This window comes from Mucilaginibacter limnophilus (assembly GCF_004005815.1).
In the GTDB taxonomy this organism is placed as follows: Bacteria; Bacteroidota; Bacteroidia; order Sphingobacteriales; family Sphingobacteriaceae; genus Mucilaginibacter; species Mucilaginibacter limnophilus.
In genome coordinates this window covers 361,979-383,615 of sequence record NZ_SACK01000003.1, presented here as the reverse complement: position 1 = coordinate 383,615, position 21,637 = coordinate 361,979, and the positions used below count along the sequence as shown (strand labels likewise).

Sequence of the window (21,637 nt, the reverse complement as noted above, 5' to 3'; positions counted from 1 at the left end):
CACCATTACTAAAAACTATTATACCGAGTGTGATCAGTAATAATAGCTGCAGTATCGCATAAAACTTCGATGCTGGCCATGGTGGCTTGTTTTTGCCGCGTATTCTATTTACGTTAGCTAAAACTTAAACTTTGCCAATGATTCTAAAACCGAAAATTTTTGTTTGCGCATTATTAATAACTGCAAGCCAGTTTATCAGCTGCAAAAAGTTAAAATATTGCTGGACGTGCCATCATTCTATACGTGTCACTGCTGAAAAGCAAACCAGTACATCGGAAAGCTCAATTCAATTTTGCGATAAAACTAAAGACGATATAGAAGAATACAGAAAAAACAATGCTAAAACCAAGGTAGACTGGATAAATGGAGTTAAAGTCACTACTACAACCTTCATTGAGTGCCATAAGGATCGTTCATCCGATTAATTAATTTGTTTTTTTCAACTATGTTTTGCACGTTTGTAGTGCGAACACAGTTGAGGTGTAACTCAACAAAAATATTTCTTGATAAACCCAGGCATACCGGTGAAAGTCCGGCGACCCTTCCGTTAACTCGGCTGTGTTCGCGGTGACCTGGGCATTATCGCTAATTTTTCTAAAATGCGAACACAGAAAAATCAAACTCCACTGGCCCGTACCGAGGCCTGGGATCAACTGCAAGATCAATTACAGCACCTTATTACCGCCGATGACAAGCTTGCCGGTATGAGCGAATCACTTCTATCGTTATTAATGCATAATTCCGATTACCTGGCTGCGGAGCAAACACATAGTCTACTCGAGCTGCTCCACTTTATAAGTGTAGGTTTAATCGTTCAGGGGCAAATGCGGAAGGAGGTGCACGATGCCATCCACTGAAGGACAAATTAAATATTGGAAGCGGCGCGCTAAACAAGCGGAGGCCACCCTAAAAAATGAAGCCCACATTAATAGTTTTATGATAAGGTGGTTAAAGCGTGTACATCCGGAAGTGCATAAACAAATGCACGAGTACTATACGGCCCAGACAGAGGTACGACGTTTAACGTACTTTACCGCAGTCAAAAAGCGACTATCCGAACAATAATTTACAGCTCCGGCACATCACCGGGGCTTTCTTTTTACGAAGAGATCATTGAACCCTTCTTGTATCTTGTTTACCGACGCCGTTTTGTACTCGTCGTCTAAGTGTGCGTACCTGGTTGTTGTATCAAGCTTACTGTGCCCCATTATTTCCTGTAAAGCTTTCAGGTTGCCCATTGTAGTCATAAACAGATAACCATAAGTATGCCGGCCAACATGGCTTGTTAGCCGTTTTTTAATACCAGCTTTGCGAGCGATCGCTTTAAGTTTTTCATTGTACTCCGCTTCGTTAGGCAATTCAAAATATTTATCCAGTGTATTGCTTACAAAATTCATCGCCATAGGCATAATGGGTACGTGTACCCACTTGCCTTTCTTTTCATTTTTTTTGGGTATAAAATCAAGGTACCCGTCAGAAAGTTGCCATTTTGCATTTACGCGGTAAACGTCAGATATCCTTAACGACGTGAAGCATTGAAATAAAAAAGCGCGCAGCACCGTCAGTTCGGTGTCGAGCAAATTGCCTGACCGAAGCAAGATAATAAGCAATCGAACCTCGTCTTTTGTGAGAAAGGTAGTATTCCAGGTTGGTAGCGGATTGGGAAAGCCAGCAACGGCTTCGTCTACGTGCAGCATCGGTTCAAGCCGGGAAAATTGCAAATAAGCTTTCAATGATTTTATGATACTCCATACACCCCCGGGGCTGTAGCCCTCAGCTACCAGGTGCGTTTTAAAGCGCTTCATCCACTTAACGTCGAGCTGATCAAACGGCCAGCACTTATCAAAGGCTTCCATTGCTGCCACTGCGGAGTTGTGATTAAGATAGCTACGCTTTCCAATCTCTTTGCGTTTGTAGCGTATAACTATCTCATTGCGCATCCACGATACCAAGTTTGCTTTTTTATCACCGGTGGTCACTTCCCGTGTAAAAGTTACCAGGTCAATGGGGGCTTGCTTCATTCGGTACCTAATCACAACCTCGTTATACTTGCCCATCGTATCCAGGATGATCATATTAAGATCGTTCACTTCCTGATCACCGCGTTTTTTAGGCAATAGCGTACCTGCTGCAAGATCAATTCGATCTGCAGGCCATTTGAGTTTTAAAGGAAATTCTTTATGGCGGCTGTTTAAAATTACCTGTAGGTACAGCGATGCCAAGCCATTAGCTGCGATACGTTTTTTGTTGTACCACAGTTTGACACTGAAGTTGTACATATCACCTGAATTATTCATGTCGGAATAATGTCGGAATGATTAGCACCCAATAAGCTAAGGAAAGAGAAAGCAAAATGCCTTTTAGAGCATTTTAAAAGGGATTCTGGAATTGTCAAAATTCCAGAATCCCAACTTGTGTACCCAGAGCCGGGGTCGAACCGGCACGGCCTTGCGGCCACAGGTGTTTGAGACCAGCGCGTCTACCGATTCCGCCATCTGGGCATTTATTCTTTTCAGAACCGGGCTGCAAATGTATCTAAACTCTCTCTAATTCGCAACAGGTATTTTTGCCTGTAGTATAAATTTACTATTTCGCTCAGCCGGTCTTCTTTTGCTGTATAGTTAAGGGTAGGGTAATTTGCAGTTAATTCAGATATTTCCCGTACTATATCACCCTCAACGGCAGCAGCTTCGGCACTTATTGCCGCCAACTGGTCGGCATTCTCTATTTCCATTAAGCGCTCGTTAATATCCATCATTTCCATTAAAAAATCTGCAGGAAGTTGTGGTTTGGCGCCTTCTTCAAGCAAGCCATGCTCTTTTAAAATATATTCAAGTCGTTTTGCAGGGTCAGCAAGGGTTTGATACGCCTTGTTATTTAATGTTGAAAGCTCAAGTATTTCCTGTTGCCTATCTTCGTCCTCAGTAGCATGAAAATCAGGATGATACTGTTTACTTAACGCGTAAAATTGTTTTTTAAGCGCGCCTTCATCAATTAAAAATGATTCGGGTATATTATAAAACTCAAAATAGTTCATACTTGTAAAATTACTACTTTTAGTGAGTGTACGTAACCGTAACCAATTTATAAAATCATGACAGAAGCAAAAACCATACATCTTAACACATCAGGCGGAACAATTGAATTAATTATCACACCGGTAATTGAAACTTTTGGCGGGGCATCATATCTTACAGGTATTTATAAGGTGCATGAGGGGCCTGTAGGAATGGGTGAAGTTATGTATGATACCGAAACAGACAATTGGGAGTATACTGGTATTGGCGACCTGACACATGAGCAGCAGCAGCAATTGGTTAATTTCATTAAAGCAGAAACAAAGAAAGAGGAACACTAAATATTCTTCCCGGTAAATGATTGGGTAGCTTAGGAAGGCTATTCGCATCAGATATTATCGATTTGGTATTGATTAGCGTTACGCGGGGTAGCCAAACTAAGCATTACAAGTAAGCTGCCGATGTGCAGTGTAAGATTATTGCAATATCGGGCAAATCTTTATTGATAGACGGAGCTGAACTTGTAAGGTGAATAACAAAGTATTAACTATCCTCTTTTCTGAATTATTCGGGCACCTTTTTTTATCATGAGTTGCTGCTCAGGAGTAAACGTTTCCCTCCCGCCGAAATCCTGCACCCAGTATTTGTTGTGCCAGGCTACGCCTATCTCTTTAAACTCCGGATTCATCAGGTTACGGCAGTGGCCTTCACTTTTAAACCAGCCGTTTTGTACTTCCTCGATGCTTTGCTGCCCGTAAGCAATGTTTTCACCAATAACAAAGCTTCTAAACCCTTTAAAAGTGTAGCCTGCAGTCGTTATCCGGTCCTGTATTTTACGTCCGTCTTTACTTTGATGGCTAAAATAATGCTTTCTATACATATCTTCAGCATGGCCTTGCGCGGCCTTTTCCAATAACTCATTCCAAACCAGTGGTGGGGCCGGTGGCATTTGTTGTGTGCCGCATTTACAGCCTTGCTGCCTGATTTTATTTATACGTGTTAAAAATTCGTTCCTGAAATCTATACTATCACCTTTTGATGCGCTCATGCTGCTTAAGCAAAATACTAACGTCAGCATACAGGTGCTCTTCCATATCATCCTCATCATATGTATGAGACAATACACGAAGCAAGTAGTTTAACCGAATTATAACGATGCTAATTTTTTTGTGGCGTCAGCTTTTATCGCCTTATTCTTTTTAGTATTAGCAGCTGTGATAGCTGTTAAAGCCGCGGTTGATTTGCGGGTTGATTTTTTCATTTTAACAGTTGCTGTCAGATTTTTCTTTTTTAACAGCCTTTTGGTTTGTGCTTCTTTAACCGAATCAGGCATATAAGTATAACCATTGCTGGCAATGTATGCCGCTTCGTTTATGTCCTGTTCGGCAAGTTTGTACTCTTTTAAAGCGTTCTTTATAGCGGCAAGCTGCTTGAGGGATTGAATAATATTTGGCACATCTGATTTAATGCGCGAGAGGTTATTTGATTGTAAGGTAAACCACTTAGCCTGGCTATACCGCTGTTGTTTCAGGTATAACTTTGATAAATAATCAAATGCTGTACGCATACCCGTAGTATCGCTGTACTTACTATATACCTGTAAGGCCTGCATCGAGTTTATAAGCGCTTCGTTTTGATACATCATTCTTTTAACACGGTTGCTTATTGTATCATACTTTAAATATTCAGCTGCAAGCTGGGCATATATAGGGGCGCGTAATGAATCATTTTGAGTATTTTTAAGCTTCATGCGAAGGCTATCAAGATCGCCTGCAAAAGAAAACTTTGAAACGGCTAAAAACAGTAAAGAAATGAAAAAGTGTTTCATGCTACTGCAAGCGCAAATAACATGCCTTAATGCCCCAATATTTCAATAAGTGTTTAAAACGTATGTTGAAGTAAAATAATTAATTTGTTATTAAACAGATGTGCTGTATATACTATACACAATTATGGGTAATATAATTTTTAGTACATGTTATTCTATGTACCGGGCGTAGTTATTAATAAATCTGCTTACAGACGGTATCCGCGCAATAATCGTTTCAAATAGTAATATACCAACCAGCGCACAAACAACTCCAAATATTACATCAAGCACATAATGATGACTGGTATATACAGCTGAAAACCAAATGCCAACCATCACAGTAGCAAAAAATATATTAACTAAGCCCAGTTTGTTGCGCAGGCCATAAAACAACACAATAACAGGGTACGACGAGTGCAATGAAGGCATCGCGGCAAAAACGTTTGATCCTTTAGCGTAAATCGATTTAAATATGCCGGTGTTAAAAAACTCGTCGAACTTTGCAAGCCCTGCCGTATTACCAGGCGTACCTTTTATAAATTCAAAACCATGAAACTGTACATACCACGGTGGTGCAGCAGGAAAGGTGTAATACGCCACAAACCCCAGCAGGTTCACAAAAAAGAAGGTTAGCAAAAAACAAATGAACTGCTTGCGGTTCCTGAAAAACAGGAACACAGCGAATGCCATTGGCACAGGTATCCAGCATAAATAAAAAATGCCTGTAATTATATTAAAAAAAGTATTGTTATGTACGCGCCAATATTCATTAGGTGTTAGTATGGCCTCATTGGTATGAATGCCGAAGGTATGCTTTTCAAAATTATAAAGGTCGGCAATGTGTACAGTGTTGTAATTATAATTAGGAAAGGCCTTCATATAATCATACACTATCCAATACACAATAAATATTGAAAAGCCAATAATGAACTTACGACTTATGGGAGTAGCATAGTAAAACAGGTGAAACAGCAGTACAAGCACCACCTGATCGGTTTTAAAACCAACAAGCAACCACGATAAAAGCAAGTAAACTATAGAAAGTACCGAAACAGTAATAACCGATTTAGGTGTAACTGCGTTTGCAGTTTTTAGCATGTTACTTTTTTATGAAGTCTGAACGAAATACTTTGTCCCACAATGGCGAACTTACACCATAGCCTTTTGAAGGGTCAGAGTAATGGTGCAGCATGTGGTGCTGCTTTATTTTTTTCCAGAAAGCACCTTTAAAGTTGAAATGATGGATGGCGTAGTGCGAAATATCATATACCAAGTATCCCAAAATAAATCCAGGGAAAAATGCATTTACATAACCAAAAGGAAGCAACCATTTAAACAAAAAATAAAAACCGGTTGCCAGCGGGATACTTGCTGATGGCGGCATTACCAAACGCTTGGCATCGCTTGGGTAATCGTGGTGAACACCATGAAATATAAAGTGCAGACGTAAAGCCCATGGCGCTTTTGGCACAAAGTGAAAAACAAAGCGGTGCAAAATATATTCAGTAAAAGTCCAAACAAATAAACCACCCAATATCAATCCGAAAAAGGTGCCTATGTTAAGGCCATCTACTGCAAAAGCATAGTAAATGCACACAGCAATTACAGGAATATAAATTATCAAAGGAACATAAAAAGATACCTTTGACAAGCTTTCGAGAAAATCATTTTTAAACATCCTCACCGACTCGGGCGAGTTAGATACAAAGTTTCGTTTCATGGCCGTTCAGGGGTAAAACATCAATAATTTTATTACCTGGGGCTGTATCAATACCTTTTGTTCCATGTATAACACATTAGGCATCTTCACATACAACTTTATCAGGATATGTTAGGATGACCTGCCTTTAGAAATAGATACGAAGATAGGATATTTCTGCCAGTTCGTACCACTAATGTTAATGTAATTTGACGTTTTACAGTAATGTGAAAATTGCTATTCCTGATCTTTTTGCTCAAATGATCTTTGGCCAAACTCCTTTTCCATAAGCGCCTTTTTTGCTTCGCGAAGTCTGTTAAAAGCCGTTATATTAGTTAATATGGCCAGTAAAGTTATAGGCAAGGTAAATATCGACATAGTTTCAAACACGTGATATTTTATGCCCGGAACATATAATTTATAGTCACCACCAATGTAGTTTGATAGTATGCCGCATAACAACGCACACAAACCAATGGTAACTACCCGCTCGGGGCGCTGCATTAAACCGCCTTTACATTCAACACCCAGCCCTTCGGCACGGGCGCGCACATAGCTCACCATCATCGAACCTATCATAGCAACAAAAGCGAATAAAGAACTTAAAAAGTAGTGATGCGCTACAAGGTAGTAACAAATTCCTAAAAACATAATTAGCTCACTGTATCTGTCCAACACTGAATCATACAGTGCTCCAAAAGTTGATTTCATATTGCCTAAGCGTGCTACCTGCCCGTCAAGCATATCAAACAGACCTGCAAACAGTATAAGCCCGCCGGCCCAGCCTACATAAGTGAAATCTATGCGTGCGCCGGTTTCGGCACCTGCAATAAATATAACAGCTACACCAATATTTAGTATAAAGCCTATTGATGTTACGGCATTAGGGGTTAGGCCTATTTTAATAAGTACCTTTACAAAGGGGTCAATAACTTTATAAATCCCCAATTGCAGGCTGGTACGTAATGTAGTGGTTGTAGTTGTGGTGGTTTGTTGTGCCATAAATAATTTGTTATAGCGTTAAAAATCAAATGATATCCTGGCACGCACACCCCATTCAGCAACGTTTGGGTTGTCCAGGTAGTTAAATCTTTTCACAAGGTCGACACGTATAAATTTAAAAATATTTTCAATACCAACGCTTCCTTCAACATATGGAGTTTTCCCCAATGAATAAGTCACCGGCTGGCCGTTTTCATCTTTTGGAAACTCATATAAATCGCTGTGTAAAACCGGGTTGTTCTCGTCACGCAGCCCTCCATATAAAGCTTTAAAGGAGACAACTTCGCGCCATTTTAGTTTTTTGAATAACGGGATTTTGTTGAAGAAGAAGCCATAGAAGTGCTGGTCTATACTTACCGACTGATAATGGTCACTCACAAACTCCATAAAGTTCATTAAGTTGTATGAGTTGATATTGTAAGCAAATGTTTGGTTAGCTCGGTGAATTACCAGCAGGGGATAAGGAACCTTGCCAAATATCTGCCCGGCCTCCAAGCCTATATCAGCATAACCAAATACCGATAGAAACAGGTGTTTATCAACACGTCCAACTAATTTATCATAGTTATATTCGCCACCAAACAGCCCTTTAACACCGCGTGTATATCGCAAACTCAAAATAGGGTACTTAGTAATTACCGGCGTGCGGTAAATTTTACCCTGATAAAATTCTTCGTGCGGTGCATAGCGCAAATTTAAGCTAAGCTCACTGGTGGTTAGCAGATGGTCGTTTACAAGGCCTGCGGGTGTTAAAGTATTAAAATATAAACCGCCAGCTGGCTCCTGTGTCCATTTTGTAAAGCCTAAATTGTATGAAAAGTGATTTTCAAATTCGCGAACATAATCAAAATTATAAAAATCGTTGTACAGGTATTTATCATTTACGCCGCGCTTGAAGGATAACAGGAAGTTATCCTCTCGAATAAAGTCAAGCTCGAGCCCCGGTATTTTAACATCGCGTTGAAAGCTTGCTCTTAAGTAATGTTGAGGGAATTTATATATAAGCTTGTTTTTACCTGCCAGTGAATAGGTTGCCGATCCAAAAAATTTCCATCGTTCATCATTAAAACCATATGCACCATAAGTTTCAAACATAAGGCGTTTGCTAAATTCGGGGGTAGTACGTCCGCCAACCCTAAGCCTGAATCCTTCTACAGGATTAAAACTGTAAAAAGTACTGGCGGGGCCAACTTCAAATTTACCGAAACCCTTATATCCGAACAAAAAAACTGATGCAATATCAACCATACGCCGGTAAGATGGCATATTGGTTAAGCTGTCGATATTTTTGTAAACTTTTGATTCGGCAACCGATAATGTATCCAAACGATTCTGCCGCCAAAAGTCATCGCTGCGATGTTTAGCCTCGTCAGATACAAGGCTTGATTCGTGCCGGTAGGCTGTATCGGGCAACGGCTTATTAATTATATAATTGTCAAAGGTTAACGTTCGTATGCCGAATAGCCCTCCTTTTTTGTCTTTATTCAATCCAAAATCGGCCATCGTGTTACTTCGCTTAAGGTGATAACGGCCATCAGGGTTCTGCTCAAAATCAAGGTCAACCCGCATTGATTTAACAAAGTTAAGGTTGATGTTTTTGTTGATATTCAATACTGCCCGTTGTACCGCGTAGTTACCGTCAAGAGTGATATAAATCATCCCTTCAAAAAGCATATCGTTAGTATTACGCGGTGTAAAGCTTAATTCAACCAGTTTTTCATTCTTTTCAGTGGTAATAGTATCTGTAATAAAAAATTTATAAAAAGTAGGTGATGCACCGGCAATCGGGCTTAAAAACATGTTAGTAAGCAGAAAAATATTATTGTCGTAAATATTCACCTCGGCATACATATGTTTAAAGTAACCGCCTATACCTTCGGTATCAAAGGCAGCGCCAAAGTTTACCCCTTTTTCACCCAAAACCACAGTGCGGGTATCCTTTGGATTTTTACGATAATATGTTTGAGATACTTTTTCGTTTAAATAAAAGGGAAGCAGTCTTTTACCGGGTACTGTTGTACTGTCCTGATTATCAAAAATAAACTTATACTTTCTGAAAAATTTCTTCTCAGGTATTTTGGTAGAAACGTTAAGGAACGAGAACTGCATCTTGTCGTAGGTTTTGTATTCAACGTAATTGTAGTTCTCGGGCTGGTTTTTTTCTTTGTTTTCGATAACCTTGCGTATCAGTTCAACTGCAGGGTTGTTTTTATTGGTATAACGGGTTCTTTTAGCTCCTTTTACCACTACCTCGTCAAGTTCCTGAGCTTCAGGAGTGAGGCGTATGGTAATTTCTTGGGTAGCTCCTGGGGTAATTGATATAATATTTGTTTTGTATCCAATAAACGATGCCTGCAGCCGTGATTGCGCCTTAACGCTTATCAGTGAAAATTTTCCGTCAGAATTGGTGGTTAAACCAATTGTAGTACCCGGAAATGCTACAGACGCAAAAGGAATTGGCTTTTTAGTACGGGCATCAACAACGCTGCCGCTAACAACAGTCCGTTGTGCACATGCTGTTACAGTGCCGAAGATAAAAAACAGAAATAAGTATAGTTTTTTGTAACTAAATGTATAAACCATGTAATGTAAACGCAATTATGCAAACACAAACTTTTTTTGCATGACGTAGTTGTAACCAATACCCACTACAAGAGAGACGATTATCTTGGAGATATATTTGTCGATATGAAAAAAATCCACAAATAAATAAACGCCACCGTTGTTAAGTCCTAAATTTCCCATCCAAACCAAAATGTATTTAACCATTTGTTTAGGGGCATTTTTTTCTTGAGCGTCAAACACCCAGAAGCGCCCCAACGCGAAGTTTGTTACCCCGCCGGCTACCGTACCTGTAAAGTTTGAATAAACGTACCAAAGATGAAAAAAATGATTGCAAACAATTGTGGTTGTAAAGTCAATAATTGTCGATATTAACGACGAAGCCTGCGCCTTTACAAAAGTTGCCATATTTATTAAAACTTATTATACTGCAGGCAGTATGTTAAATGCCACTTATCAGTATTAATAATTGTACCAGCTGATAGTTTGTGTTTTATTAGATCAGCAAAAGGCCGCAAAGTTACAAAAACGCTTTAATTAATAAGATATAAATAAAGCCCGACTGAAACTATGTTTAGTCGGGCTTTATTTATTGAGCGAAGAAGAAGCTAGTAGTTGCTTTCTACTAATTCTTCATAATAATCCAAACCAAGGTGAGTAATTAAATCTTCACCCATCAGGTAACGTAGAGTGTTTTCTAATTTGATCAATTGTTTAAACACGTCATTCTCTGCTGGTAAGCCCGGCGCGGTTTGCGGGCTTTTCAGGTAGAATGATAACCATTCCTGAATACCGCTCATGCCGGCACGTTTGGCAAAATCGCTAAACAGGGCCAGGTCAAGAACAATTGGCGCCGCTAAAATTGAGTCGCGGCAAAGGAAGTTGATCTTGATCTGCATTTTGTAGCCTAACCAGCCAAAGATGTCGATGTTATCCCAGCTTTCTTTGTTATCGCCATGCGGAGGATAGTAGTTGATACGTATTTTGTGGAACAGGTCGCCATAAAGTTCAGGACTGTCTTGTGCATTAAGGATATCAGTTAACACGCTTTCTTTTGATACTTCTTTAGTTTTGAAGTTTTCCGGATCATCAAGCACTAAACCATCACGGTTACCCAGGATGTTTGTAGAGAACCAGCCTTTTACACCTAAAGCACGGATAGCTAAGCCTGGTGCCAAAATAGTTTTCATCAGGGTTTGACCTGTTTTGAAATCTTTACCGGCAATAGGAGTTTGTGTTTGTTTTGCTAACTCCACCATTGCAGGGATATCAACAGTTAGGTTAGGGGCGCCGTTAGCAAAAGGCACGCCTAATTTCAATGCAGCATAAGCATATAGCATTGACGGAGCAATACGCTTGTCGTCATTTTTTAAAGCTTCTTCAAAAGCTTCAAGGCTGTTATGGATATCAATAGGTTCATTGTAAACCTCGGTTGAAGCACACCAAACAATAACCACACGGTCAAGGCCATTTTGCTCTTTAAAGTTGGTGATGTCTTCCATCAGCTGCTGAGCAAGCTCATAACGGGTACCGGTTTTAACGTGAGTGCCATCAAGGTTTTTAGCGTAGCTGCGATCAAAAGCGGCTTTCATCGGAACAATTTTTTCCAATTCTTCCTTAACAGCCTCAATATGATGACGCTCTAACACCGCAGCTTTTGTTGCTGCCTCGTAAACGTTATCTGAGTAAACATCCCAGCCACCCCAAACTATATCATTAAGACCAGCCAGTGGCACAAAGTCCTTAATTTTTGGTTTACGGTTCTCGGTTCTTTTGCCTAAACGTATAGTGCCCATTTGGGTAAGCGAGCCAACGGGTTCTGATAATCCTTTTTTTACTGATTCAACACCCGCAATTAAGGTGGTTGCCACCGCGCCTAATCCCGGAAGTAAAATTCCTAATTTACCTTCAGCAGGTTTAATAATGTGTTTCATTTAATTGTTACTTTTATTTATCTGTGAGGTTTAAAGCCATTTATTTGCTTTATACCAGTTTAACGTTTCATGCAATCCTTTATCCAGATCATATTCAGGATAAAATCCCAGATCGTGCTTTGCCTGTTCAATATCGCAGTTCCAGTTTGCGGCATTAAGCTCTTTTAGTTTTTCAATGTTTAACGCTGAAGCCTTATTTCGCATAGAGCTTACGCCTTGTGCAATTGCGGCTATCACTTTTACTAACCCTAAAGGCAGCGTTAATTTTAGTGCTGTCAAATTTAATATACTTTTTGTGATATTACCCAACGCATATTTGTCATAAAAATTTCCGTCGCTTATGTTATATGCCTTGCCATCGCCTGCATACAGCGCTTTTAAGCTTACTTTTGCCAAATCCTTTACGTAAATGAAAGTGAGCTTTTGCGCTTTTTTACCTATGTATGGCTCAATGCCTTTTCTAACCTGCTTAAAAAAGATGAAAATGTCTTTATCGCGCGGGCCGTAAACAGCCGTAGGTCTGATAATGGTAAAGTTTAAACCTTTTACGCTTTGTAATCGCTCTTCCGCATCAAGTTTACTACGACCGTAAGCTGTTACCGGATTTGGCTTTGTTTCAGGTGTAATTATGCCACTAAGTGTTTCAAGCGGACCTATAGCCGCAAGGCTGCTTATCAATACAAACTTTTTAAAGTTAGTATTGGCATTTACAGCTGCCTGCGCCAGGTTAAAAGTATAACGTGCGTTTATAACACTATACTCTTGCTGCGAACGGGCCTTGGTTACACCTGCCGCATGTATAATGTAATTTATACGGTATTCTTCAATTAGCTTTTGTAAGGACGATTGGCTGGAAAAATCGGGGTAAATATACTGTATTTCCAGATCTTTCAAATGATCTACCCGGCTGCTTTTTCTAACAGCGGCAAAAACCTCAAGATTATTCTTAAGCGCTTCTTCAATTAATGAAAACCCTACAAACCCGCTCGCACCGGTTATTAAAACCCTGTCCCTCATATAGTTTTTTCGTAAATACGGTAGGTTTTATACTGATCACCGCCAATGGCTTCAATAGCTCTGTTTACCATGTCATTGTGTTCAAGTGTCCAGCTGGCTTCGGCGTAATCAAGATTTTTACGACGGTACTCTTTGATGATATTACCATATAAGCAAGCCTCGATACCCATTTTACGGTAACCCTCAACAACCCCAAGCAGCATAATGCGGATACCCCGTATCTTGCTTTTATTAAGTAATAGCTTAAAAATGCCTGTAGGCAATAACCTGCCTTTTTTAATGGTTTTAAGTATCTGGTTAATATCGGGTATAGCTACGCCAAAACCAACAATCTTTCCGTTCTGCTCGGCCAGCACGCAAAAGTCCGGGTCGAGTATCATTTTAAGATCCTTAGCTGTATAATCAAACTCTTCGTTGGTCATTGGGAAAAAGCCAAGATTCTTATCCCAAGCCGTGTTGTAAACTTCACGGAGAGCAGCGGCTTCTTCTTTAAACTTTTTTAAATTGATTTTACGAATAATGATGTCGCTGCGCGTTAAGCGCTGCTGCAGCTTATCAAGCAATTGCAGCGATTTGTCGTTGTATTGCTGACCTGTCCAGCTATAGGCAAACAAATCAACCTGTTTTGTAAAACCAGCCCTTTCCAGGAGTTCAACGTAATACTCCGGGTTATAAGGCATCATTACAACCGGTGGCTTGTTAAAACCTTTTACTAAAAGGCCGCAGGTTTCGTTCGTTGATGGGTTTGCAGGCCCAACAAGTTTGGTAGCGCCCTTTTCTTTAAGCCAGTTTTTTGCCGACTCAAACAATGAGTTTGCAGTAGCCTGATCGTTTACGCAATCAAAAAAACCAAAAAAACCATCGCTTACGTTGTTAAACGTGTTATGGTTAGTATTCCATACAGCTGCAATCCGGCCTACAATCTTATCCCCATTATACGCCAAAAACGCCTGTAAAGTTGAGTGTTTGTAAAACGGATGAGTGGTTAGCAGGTCGCGTTGCGCAATAAACAGTTCCGGCACATAGTTCGGATCGTTTTTGTGTAACTCGTGCGGAAAATCAATAAACGCGGCAAGTTCTTTTTTCGACTTAACCGGAACTATCTGGCTCATGTTGATAGGGGTGTGGGGGATGAGGTGTTTTAATTGGAAACAAATAAGGCGTGCCTTGCGGCACACCTTTTATATTGTGTTATATTTTTTCTTTTATTGTTGTTACGCCAACATCCTTAAAGGCTTTGGCTATTTTTTCAACCGCCTCGTCTATCTGGTCGAATGTATGTGTGGCCATTAGCGAGAAGCGGAGCAGTGATGAGTCTGATGGTACTGCCGGAGACACAACCGGATTTACGAATATACCTTCGCGCTGGAGTTGGTTGGTTACCAGGAAGGTCTTATCATTATCACGTATATATATAGGTAATATCGGGCTTTCTGATGCGCCTATATCAAATCCTTCTTCAAGGAATAATTTGGTAGCGTAGTTGGTGTTATCCCAAAGTTTGGTTATACGTTCAGGTTCTGATTCGATGATATCAAGCGCGGCTATAACGCTGGCTACCGAACCCGGTGTCATGCTGGCGCTGAACATTAGCGAACGTGCACGATGCTTTAAATAATCAATTGTATCGGCGTCACTGGCAATAAAACCACCTAATGAGGCAAGTGATTTACTGAAGGTGCTCATAATCAGGTCAACCTCATCGGTTAAGCCGAAGTGTGACGCGGTACCTGAACCTTTTTCGCCGATAACACCTAAGCTGTGTGCATCGTCAACCATGATGTTTGCGCCATATTCTTCAGCCAGTTTTACAATTTCAGGCAATTTAACAATGTCGCCTTCCATGCTGAAGATACCGTCAACAACAATAACCTTAACAGCTTCTTCCGGAAGAATGCTCAGCTTGCGCTGAAGGTCGGCCATGTCATTGTGCGCGTACTTAATAACTTTTGAGAATGAAAGACGGCTGCCATCGATAAGCGAGGCATGGTCATATTCGTCGAGTATCAGATAATCGTTACGGCCTGTGATGCACGAAAGTACACCAAGGTTTACCTGGAAACCGGTGCTGAATAAAACGGCGGCTTCTTTGCCTACATAATTAGCCAAACGGTTTTCCAGTTCGATATGAATATCAAGCGTACCGTTTAAGAAACGAGAACCGGCACAACCCGTGCCGTATTTGTCAATTGCTTTTTTTGAAGCTTCTTTAATTTTAGGGTGATTGGTTAAACCTAAATAAGAGTTAGAACCAAACATGAGTACCCGCTGATTATTAATAATAACCTCAGTGTCCTGGCCCGATTCAATAGGCCTGAAAAAAGGATATAAGCCTTTTTCCCGGATCATATTCGCATCCTGGAACTGAGCAATTTTTTGGTGTAGTTTTTTACCCATGCATTAACCCTGCTTAAATTTTTTGTAAAAATAATATGAATAAGCAATATCACCACACGTTGCGGTGTAATTTTTTTAATACTGCTTATTAATCAGATTATTTAAAATCTAAAAGGCAAAGTAATCAAAAATTTTATTTAAAAATTGTCAAATTTTCAAAAATCATGATGGCGATGCCTTAAATAAGGAAAATAAATAATGTGCCAAAAAACGTAACATAACCTTTACGTAAATATTTTGTTGTTATTAATATTTTGGTCATATCAATAACATTTTAGTAAAATACAGGTTGATTATTGAGGATTTTATAGAAATTTTGCGGCTTCTTAATAATCATCGCGCTTTTCGCCAACATGAAAAAACACATATTAATAATACTCTGTCTTACACTGCCTGTCACTATTTTCGCGCAAACAACTGCCGATACCTTAAAAGGAAACCTTACTTTAAGGCAATGTATCGACTTTGCCCTGAAAAATCAGCCGGCTGTTAAACAAGCTGCCATTGATGAAGAAATAAACGAACGTGATATTCGTATTGGCCTGTCGGGCTGGCTTCCGCAGGTTAATGGTACCGGTACAGTACAACACTATTTTAAAGGTGGTCCGGTTGCCGGCGCGGCCAATATACCGGGCGGTGTAACTACTGATATCCGAAACCTTTCAAACCTTGGTGTACAGGCCACACAAACACTATATAATAATGATGTTTTCCTGGCATCGCGTACAGCACGTTTTTCAAGGCAATATTACCGCCAAAATTCACAGCTTAACCGCATTGATGTTGTATCAGAAGTAAGCAAGGCATTTTTTGATGTGCTGCTTTCTCAAAGGCAGCTAAGTATCACTAATGAAGACATCACCCGCCTGCAACGCAGTCTTAAAGATGCACGCAGCCGTTACGAAGCAGGTGTTACTGATAAAATTGACTTCAAACAAGCCACTATCGCGCTTAACAATGCCATGGTTACCCGCAAACAAACTACTGAGGCCATAAAAAGCCGCGAAGCATATCTGAAACAAATAATGGGTGTAAACGCTAATACCAATCTTTCTCTTCAGTATGATTCTGCACGTTATGTAGCCGAAGCAACTATTGATACCAACCAGATACTTGATGTTACCAAACGTATCGAGTATCAGCAACTGCTAACTACTAAATCGCTGCAAAACCTTAACGTAAGCTATTATAAGTGGGGTTTCCTTCCTTCATTATCGGCAGTGGGTGCATACAATTTGATTTATGCCAACAGCAGTTTATCAAACCTGTATGATAACACCTTCCCAAATGGGTATGTAGGTTTATCGCTTAGTATTCCTATTTTCCAGGGAACACGCCGTATTCAAAATCTAAGGAAGGCACGCTTGCAGGAAGAACGTGTTGATCAGGACATTATTAATGTAAAGAATGTAATTAATACTGAATATGTGCAGGCAATGGCTAATTATAAAAGCAATTACACTGCATGGGTGTTAACCAAACAAAACATGGAGCTGGCTCAGGATGTATTTAATGTAGTAAGTCTGCAGTACAGGGAAGGTATAAAAGTATACCTTGATGTTATTGTGGCCCAAACTGATTTACGCACAGCTCAACTTAATTATTACAACGCTTTATTTCAATTACTGTCAAGCAGGATAGATGTGGAACGCGCATCGGGCACGCTTGCAGTACAATAACCAAACCGGATATGAAAAATACATATATATATACACTGGCCACTGTGGCCATTTTAGCGGCAGGATGCGGCAGCAAGCAGGAGCAGCAGGCGCCACCGCCGGCAACACCTGTAAACGTAGCTGAAGCTAAACTTACACCTGCTGCTTATTATGACAAGTATCAGGGTAAGGTAGTAGCTTTAAATACTGTAGAGCTGCGTAGCCAGGTGCCGGGCTTTATTACAAATATATTTTTTAAAGAGGGCGATATAGTTAAAAAGGGTCAGCCTTTATATGAGATTGATCGCCGTAAATATTTAGCTGCTTACCAGCAGGCGCAAGCCAACGTGGTAAGTGCTCGCGCTAATCTTCTACGCGCGCAGAAAGATATTGACAGGTACAATATGCTGTTGAAAAACGATGCGGTTGCCCGTCAAACTGTTGATCAGGCCACCGCTACTTATGAAACAGCCAGAAGCCAGGTTGCAGTTGCAGTAGCTGCACAGGAAGCCGCCCGTACTGATCTTTCATATGCTACCATTACCGCGCCGTTTACCGGCCGTATCGGTATATCGCAGGTAAGGTTAGGTTCGCAGGTTACTCCGGGTTCAACATTGTTAAATACCATATCTGCAGAAAGCCCAGTTGCAGTTGAGATCGTAGTAAACGAGCAGGAGATAGACAGGTTTTATAAACTGCAGCAAGGCAGCAGCGATACTACCTTCAGGTTCCAGTTGGCTAATGGTACTACCTACAGCAAAACAGGTAAGCTGCTTACGATAGACAGGGGAGTGGACAATCAAACAGGTAGTGTGCGTGTACGTGTGCAGTTTCCTAACGATAGCCGCGAACTGCAGGACGGTATGAATGGCGTACTACAGGTGCTTAATCAAAACTCCGGAAATCGTATTCAAATTCCGTATAAAGCCATTACCGAGCAAATGGGTGAGTTTTTCGTTTTTGTTGCGAAAGACAGCATCGCCCTTCAAAGAAAAGTGGAGCTTGGCCCGCGTATTTCTGATAATATTATTATTACCAAAGGCCTTGAGCAAGGCGAAAATGTAATAACCGAAGGTTTCCAGCGCCTGCGCGATAGCAGCAAGATAATGCTTGGTCCGCCGCCTGCAGCTGCCGGTGCGCCGCAACAAGGTAAACCTGCGGGTAAATAATAACAAGGCATTGCCTTAAATAACAGCAGGTGTTTTCCTGCGGTGAATAAAGACTAATAGAATGATTGCAGAAACCTTTATAAAACGGCCTGTTACAGCCATTGTTATATCATTAGTAATTGTAATTGTTGGTACGCTGGCCATAACCTCATTGCCGGTAGGCCAGTATCCTGATATTACACCGCCAACCGTGCAGGTTACCGGTAACTATACTGGTGCCGACGCGCTCACGGTTGAGCAAACCGTTGCCACGCCTGTTGAGGTGCAGGTGAACGGTACGCCGGGCATGACCTACCTGCAAAGTAACAGTACCAGCAACGGGCAAATGAGCATGACGGTAAACTTTGAAGTAGGTACCGATATCAACATTGCCGCACTTGACGTACAAAACCGTGTAGGTATTGCCTTGCCAACGCTTCCGCAGGAAGTGCAGCGTTTGGGCTTAACCGTGCGTAAACGTAACCCGAGTATATTAATGCTTGTGGCCATGTTTTCGCCAAAAGGTAGTCACGACGTAACCTTTGTAGACAACTTTACTAACATATTTGTTAAAGACGCGCTATTACGTACAAAAGGTGTGGGCGACGTGTTTACACGTGCCGACGACTTTAGTATGCGTATATGGCTTAAACCTGATAAACTTGCCGCGCTTAACATGACGGCTGCCGATGTTACTGCTGCTTTGCAGGAACAAAACGCACAGGTAGCTGCCGGTACAGTAGGTTCAACCCCGCAGATGACAGGGCAGACTTTTGAGTACACCGTACTTGTAAAAGGCCGTTTAACCAACCAGAAAGAATTTGAAAACATCGTGGTAAAAACCATCCCGGAAACTGGCGCAGTTGTTTACCTGAAAGATGTAGCCCGTGTGCAGTTGGGTAAATTTAACTACTCGGGTAACTCATTTGTTGATGGTAACCGTGCATCATACCTGCTTATTTACCAGGCACCGGGCAGCAACGCTATCGAAACAGCCGATAATGTACAGGCTACGATGGAGCAGCTTAAGAAAACCTTCCCGGCTGATGTGGACTATGTAATCCCTTTCGAATCGGTAACTGTGGTTAAGGTATCGCTGCATGAGGTGATTGAAACATTAGTTATAGCCCTTGCGCTGGTAATTATCGTGGTGTTCCTGTTTTTGCAAAACTGGCGTACAACGCTTGTGCCGGTACTGGCAATTCCGGTTTCCATTGTGGGTACGTTTATTTTCTTCATTCCCCTTGGATTTACCATCAATACTTTAACATTATTCGGTTTCGTACTGGCAATTGGTATTGTGGTGGACGACGCTATTGTGGTGGTTGAAGCTGTGCAGCATTACATGGATGAGCAGGGTATGTCGCCAAGGGAAGCTACCATACATGCCATGCGTGATATTTCTGCGCCGGTAATAGCTATCGCGTTAATTTTGGCGGCGGTGTTTGTGCCGGTAGGCTTTGTGCCGGGCATTGTGGGCAGGCTTTACCAGCAATTCGCTATCACTATCGCTATATCGGTACTTATTTCTGCATTTGTGGCTTTGTCACTTACTCCGGCTTTATGTACACTGATATTGAAACCGCACAAGCTTGATCAAAACTCAAAAGGTCTTGATAGATTCTTTTTCAAATTCAATACTTGGTTTGACAAAGTTACCGGCCGTTATAAAAACGCGGTTGATAAAGGCATCAAGCATTCAAAGTTTGTTATAGTTATACTGATTTGTATTATAGTAGGTACAATATTCCTCTTCATGAAAAAACCATCAGGATTCATTCCATTGGAAGATGAGGGACGTATTTATGTAACCTATGATTTGCCTGAAGGCTCTTCAACCGAGCGCACTGTTGCGGTATTACATGAGGTAATGAAGACCCTGGATAGTATTCCGGCTATCAATCACTATGCAGCATTAGGTGGTTTGAACGCTGTGAACTTTGCTACCAAGTCAAACAGTGCTACAGTATTCGTTCAGCTAAAACCTTGGGACGAACGTGGAGACAAAAAAGATCAGGCTACCGCGCTGGTAGGTATGCTGCAGCAAAAACTATCTGCCAAGTTTAAGGAAGCCAGCGTGGTGGTTATTCAGCCGCCGGCAATCCCGGGTTTAGGTAACACCGGTGGTTTCTCGTTCATTTTACAGGAGCGTGAAGCAGGCGGTGACATTAAAAACTTTGAAAAAACACTACAAACGTTTGTGGGCGCTATAAACGGTCGCCCGGAAATAGCCCGAGCATTCTCGTTCTTTACAGCGCGGACACCGTCATACCAGCTGACTATTGATCGTGAAAAAGCCAAAAAGCTTGGTGTGCAACTAAGTGATGTAAATAACGCATTGCAAACGTATATGGGTAGTTCGTATATAAACGACTTTACCATTTATGGCCGTAACTTTAGGGTAGTTGCACAGGCTGATACAAATTACCGTACTAACATCGGTAACATCGGTCAGTACTTTGTACGTAACCGCAACGGCGAAATGGTGCCTTTGAGCACGCTTACCTCTTACAAAATGATTGAGAATGCCCCGCTGATATCACATTATAATCTGTTCCGTTCGGCCGAGATAAACGGCAGCACAAAACCGGGTTATAGTAGCGGTGACGCGATAAGGGCTTTACAGGAAACCGCAGCTCAGGTATTACCTGCAGGTTACGGATATGAGTTTTCGGGCCTTAGTCGTGAGGAGTTATTATCTGGTTCAAAAACGGTGTATATATTCCTATTGTCTATAGGGTTCGTATTTCTGTTCCTGGCAGCGTTGTACGAAAGCTGGTCGGTGCCGTTTTCGGTACTGCTTGCCGTACCGCTTGGCGCATTTGGCGCGATACTGTTCCTGTGGTTCTTCCCGTCGTTAAGTAATAACGTTTACGCACAAATTGGTTTGATTACCCTGATTGGCTTGGCTGCCAAGAACGCCATCCTGATTGTGGAGTTCGCTAAGGAACGTGTTGACAGAGGAATGAACCTTGAACAAGCAACCCTTGAAGCGGTAAGACTGCGTTTGCGACCGATAGTGATGACGTCACTGGCGTTTATATTAGGTGTTGTGCCGTTGTTATTTGCGTCAGGAGCGGGGGCGATGGCCCGTCAAACCATAGGGTGGACGGTATTTGGCGGTATGCTTGCCGCAACATCACTGGCGATATTTATCGTTCCGGTATTGTTCTACCTGATCACCCGATTTGCTTATGGTAAAGAGAAACTTGCCGAATTGGAGGCCAACTACAAGCCTGATTCGGAACATGGAGAGCATTAATAATAACGATTTAAATAAGAAACGCCCAGCACTACTGGGCGTTTCTTATTTAAATACTATTTCAATATGCTTCATATCAAAAAATACATATTTTAGATTTAAATATTCATATTATTATCATGAAAATTTAA

Annotated in this window: 18 protein-coding genes and 1 tRNA gene; 5 read left to right on the top strand and 14 right to left on the bottom strand. The window is 41.2% G+C overall.

Annotated features, from left to right (window positions below):
* Positions 1–599 precede the first annotated feature (599 nt).
* Positions 600–857: a hypothetical protein gene (locus EOD41_RS10680; protein ID WP_127704784.1), complete on the top strand. Its 258-nt coding sequence runs from the start codon at positions 600–602 to the stop codon at positions 855–857.
* Between the two features lie 225 nt (positions 858–1,082).
* On the opposite strand, the gene EOD41_RS10675 is transcribed toward EOD41_RS10680, so the two are convergent.
* The 3 genes from EOD41_RS10675 to hscB all read right to left on the bottom strand — a co-directional run bounded on the left by EOD41_RS10675 (position 1,083) and on the right by hscB (position 3,037).
* Positions 1,083–2,297: a site-specific integrase gene (locus EOD41_RS10675; RefSeq protein ID WP_127704783.1), complete on the bottom strand. Its 1,215-nt coding sequence runs from the start codon at positions 2,295–2,297 to the stop codon at positions 1,083–1,085.
* Between the two features lie 120 nt (positions 2,298–2,417).
* Positions 2,418–2,501 (bottom strand) — tRNA-Leu (locus EOD41_RS10670).
* Between the two features lie 11 nt (positions 2,502–2,512).
* The gene (gene hscB, locus EOD41_RS10665; RefSeq protein ID WP_127704782.1) at positions 2,513–3,037 is read right to left on the bottom strand and encodes a Fe-S protein assembly co-chaperone HscB; all 525 of its coding nucleotides are present in this window, start codon (positions 3,035–3,037) and stop codon (positions 2,513–2,515) included.
* Positions 3,038–3,094: 57 nt separating this feature from the next.
* On the opposite strand from hscB, the gene EOD41_RS10660 reads away from it, so the two are divergent.
* Positions 3,095–3,358: a hypothetical protein gene (locus tag EOD41_RS10660; RefSeq protein WP_127704781.1), complete on the top strand. Its 264-nt coding sequence runs from the start codon at positions 3,095–3,097 to the stop codon at positions 3,356–3,358.
* Between the two features lie 206 nt (positions 3,359–3,564).
* Here EOD41_RS10660 and EOD41_RS10655 read toward each other — a convergent pair whose 3' ends face one another.
* The 11 genes from EOD41_RS10655 to spt all read right to left on the bottom strand — a co-directional run bounded on the left by EOD41_RS10655 (position 3,565) and on the right by spt (position 15,438).
* A complete protein-coding gene (locus EOD41_RS10655) occupies positions 3,565–4,065 on the bottom strand; it encodes a CAP domain-containing protein (protein ID WP_205780541.1) in 501 nt (166 codons plus the stop codon).
* A gap of 99 nt (positions 4,066–4,164) precedes the next feature.
* The gene (locus EOD41_RS10650) at positions 4,165–4,845 is read right to left on the bottom strand and encodes a hypothetical protein (protein WP_127704779.1); all 681 of its coding nucleotides are present in this window, start codon (positions 4,843–4,845) and stop codon (positions 4,165–4,167) included.
* A gap of 150 nt (positions 4,846–4,995) precedes the next feature.
* Complete coding sequence (locus EOD41_RS10645) at positions 4,996–5,925, bottom strand: phosphatase PAP2 family protein (protein WP_127704778.1); 930 nt, start codon at positions 5,923–5,925, stop codon at positions 4,996–4,998.
* Between the two features lies 1 nt (position 5,926).
* A complete protein-coding gene (locus EOD41_RS10640) occupies positions 5,927–6,547 on the bottom strand; it encodes a sterol desaturase family protein (protein WP_127704777.1) in 621 nt (206 codons plus the stop codon).
* Positions 6,548–6,763: 216 nt separating this feature from the next.
* Positions 6,764–7,528, bottom strand: a complete 765-nt coding sequence (locus EOD41_RS10635) for a CDP-alcohol phosphatidyltransferase family protein (RefSeq protein WP_127704776.1) — start codon at positions 7,526–7,528, stop codon at positions 6,764–6,766.
* An 18-nt stretch (positions 7,529–7,546) separates the two neighbouring features.
* Positions 7,547–10,111, bottom strand: coding sequence for a DUF5686 and carboxypeptidase-like regulatory domain-containing protein (locus tag EOD41_RS10630; protein ID WP_127704775.1), 2,565 nt, complete (start codon positions 10,109–10,111; stop codon positions 7,547–7,549).
* Positions 10,112–10,126: 15 nt separating this feature from the next.
* Positions 10,127–10,498 (bottom strand): GtrA family protein, encoded by a 372-nt coding sequence (locus EOD41_RS10625; protein ID WP_127704774.1) that lies wholly within the window; start codon positions 10,496–10,498, stop codon positions 10,127–10,129.
* 200 nt (positions 10,499–10,698) lie between these two features.
* Positions 10,699–12,024, bottom strand: coding sequence for an inositol-3-phosphate synthase (locus EOD41_RS10620; protein ID WP_127704773.1), 1,326 nt, complete (start codon positions 12,022–12,024; stop codon positions 10,699–10,701).
* A 30-nt stretch (positions 12,025–12,054) separates the two neighbouring features.
* Positions 12,055–13,041 carry an NAD-dependent epimerase/dehydratase family protein gene (locus tag EOD41_RS10615; protein WP_127704772.1) on the bottom strand — a complete coding sequence of 329 codons (987 nt, stop codon included), beginning with the start codon at positions 13,039–13,041 and terminating at the stop codon, positions 12,055–12,057.
* Complete coding sequence (locus EOD41_RS10610) at positions 13,038–14,153, bottom strand: hypothetical protein (protein ID WP_127704771.1); 1,116 nt, start codon at positions 14,151–14,153, stop codon at positions 13,038–13,040. The genes EOD41_RS10615 and EOD41_RS10610 overlap by 4 nt, the downstream gene beginning before the upstream one ends.
* Positions 14,154–14,232: 79 nt before the next feature.
* Positions 14,233–15,438: a serine palmitoyltransferase gene (spt, locus tag EOD41_RS10605; protein WP_127704770.1), complete on the bottom strand. Its 1,206-nt coding sequence runs from the start codon at positions 15,436–15,438 to the stop codon at positions 14,233–14,235.
* A 353-nt stretch (positions 15,439–15,791) separates the two neighbouring features.
* Between spt and EOD41_RS10600 the strand changes: the two genes are divergently transcribed.
* From EOD41_RS10600 to EOD41_RS10590, 3 genes are all read left to right on the top strand, one after another.
* Positions 15,792–17,117, top strand: a complete 1,326-nt coding sequence (locus EOD41_RS10600) for a TolC family protein (RefSeq protein WP_127704769.1) — start codon at positions 15,792–15,794, stop codon at positions 17,115–17,117.
* An 11-nt stretch (positions 17,118–17,128) separates the two neighbouring features.
* Positions 17,129–18,265, top strand: coding sequence for an efflux RND transporter periplasmic adaptor subunit (locus tag EOD41_RS10595; protein ID WP_127704768.1), 1,137 nt, complete (start codon positions 17,129–17,131; stop codon positions 18,263–18,265).
* Between the two features lie 61 nt (positions 18,266–18,326).
* On the top strand, positions 18,327–21,506 hold the full coding sequence (locus EOD41_RS10590) for an efflux RND transporter permease subunit (protein WP_127704767.1): 3,180 nt from the start codon (positions 18,327–18,329) through the stop codon (positions 21,504–21,506).
* Positions 21,507–21,637: the final 131 nt, after the last annotated feature.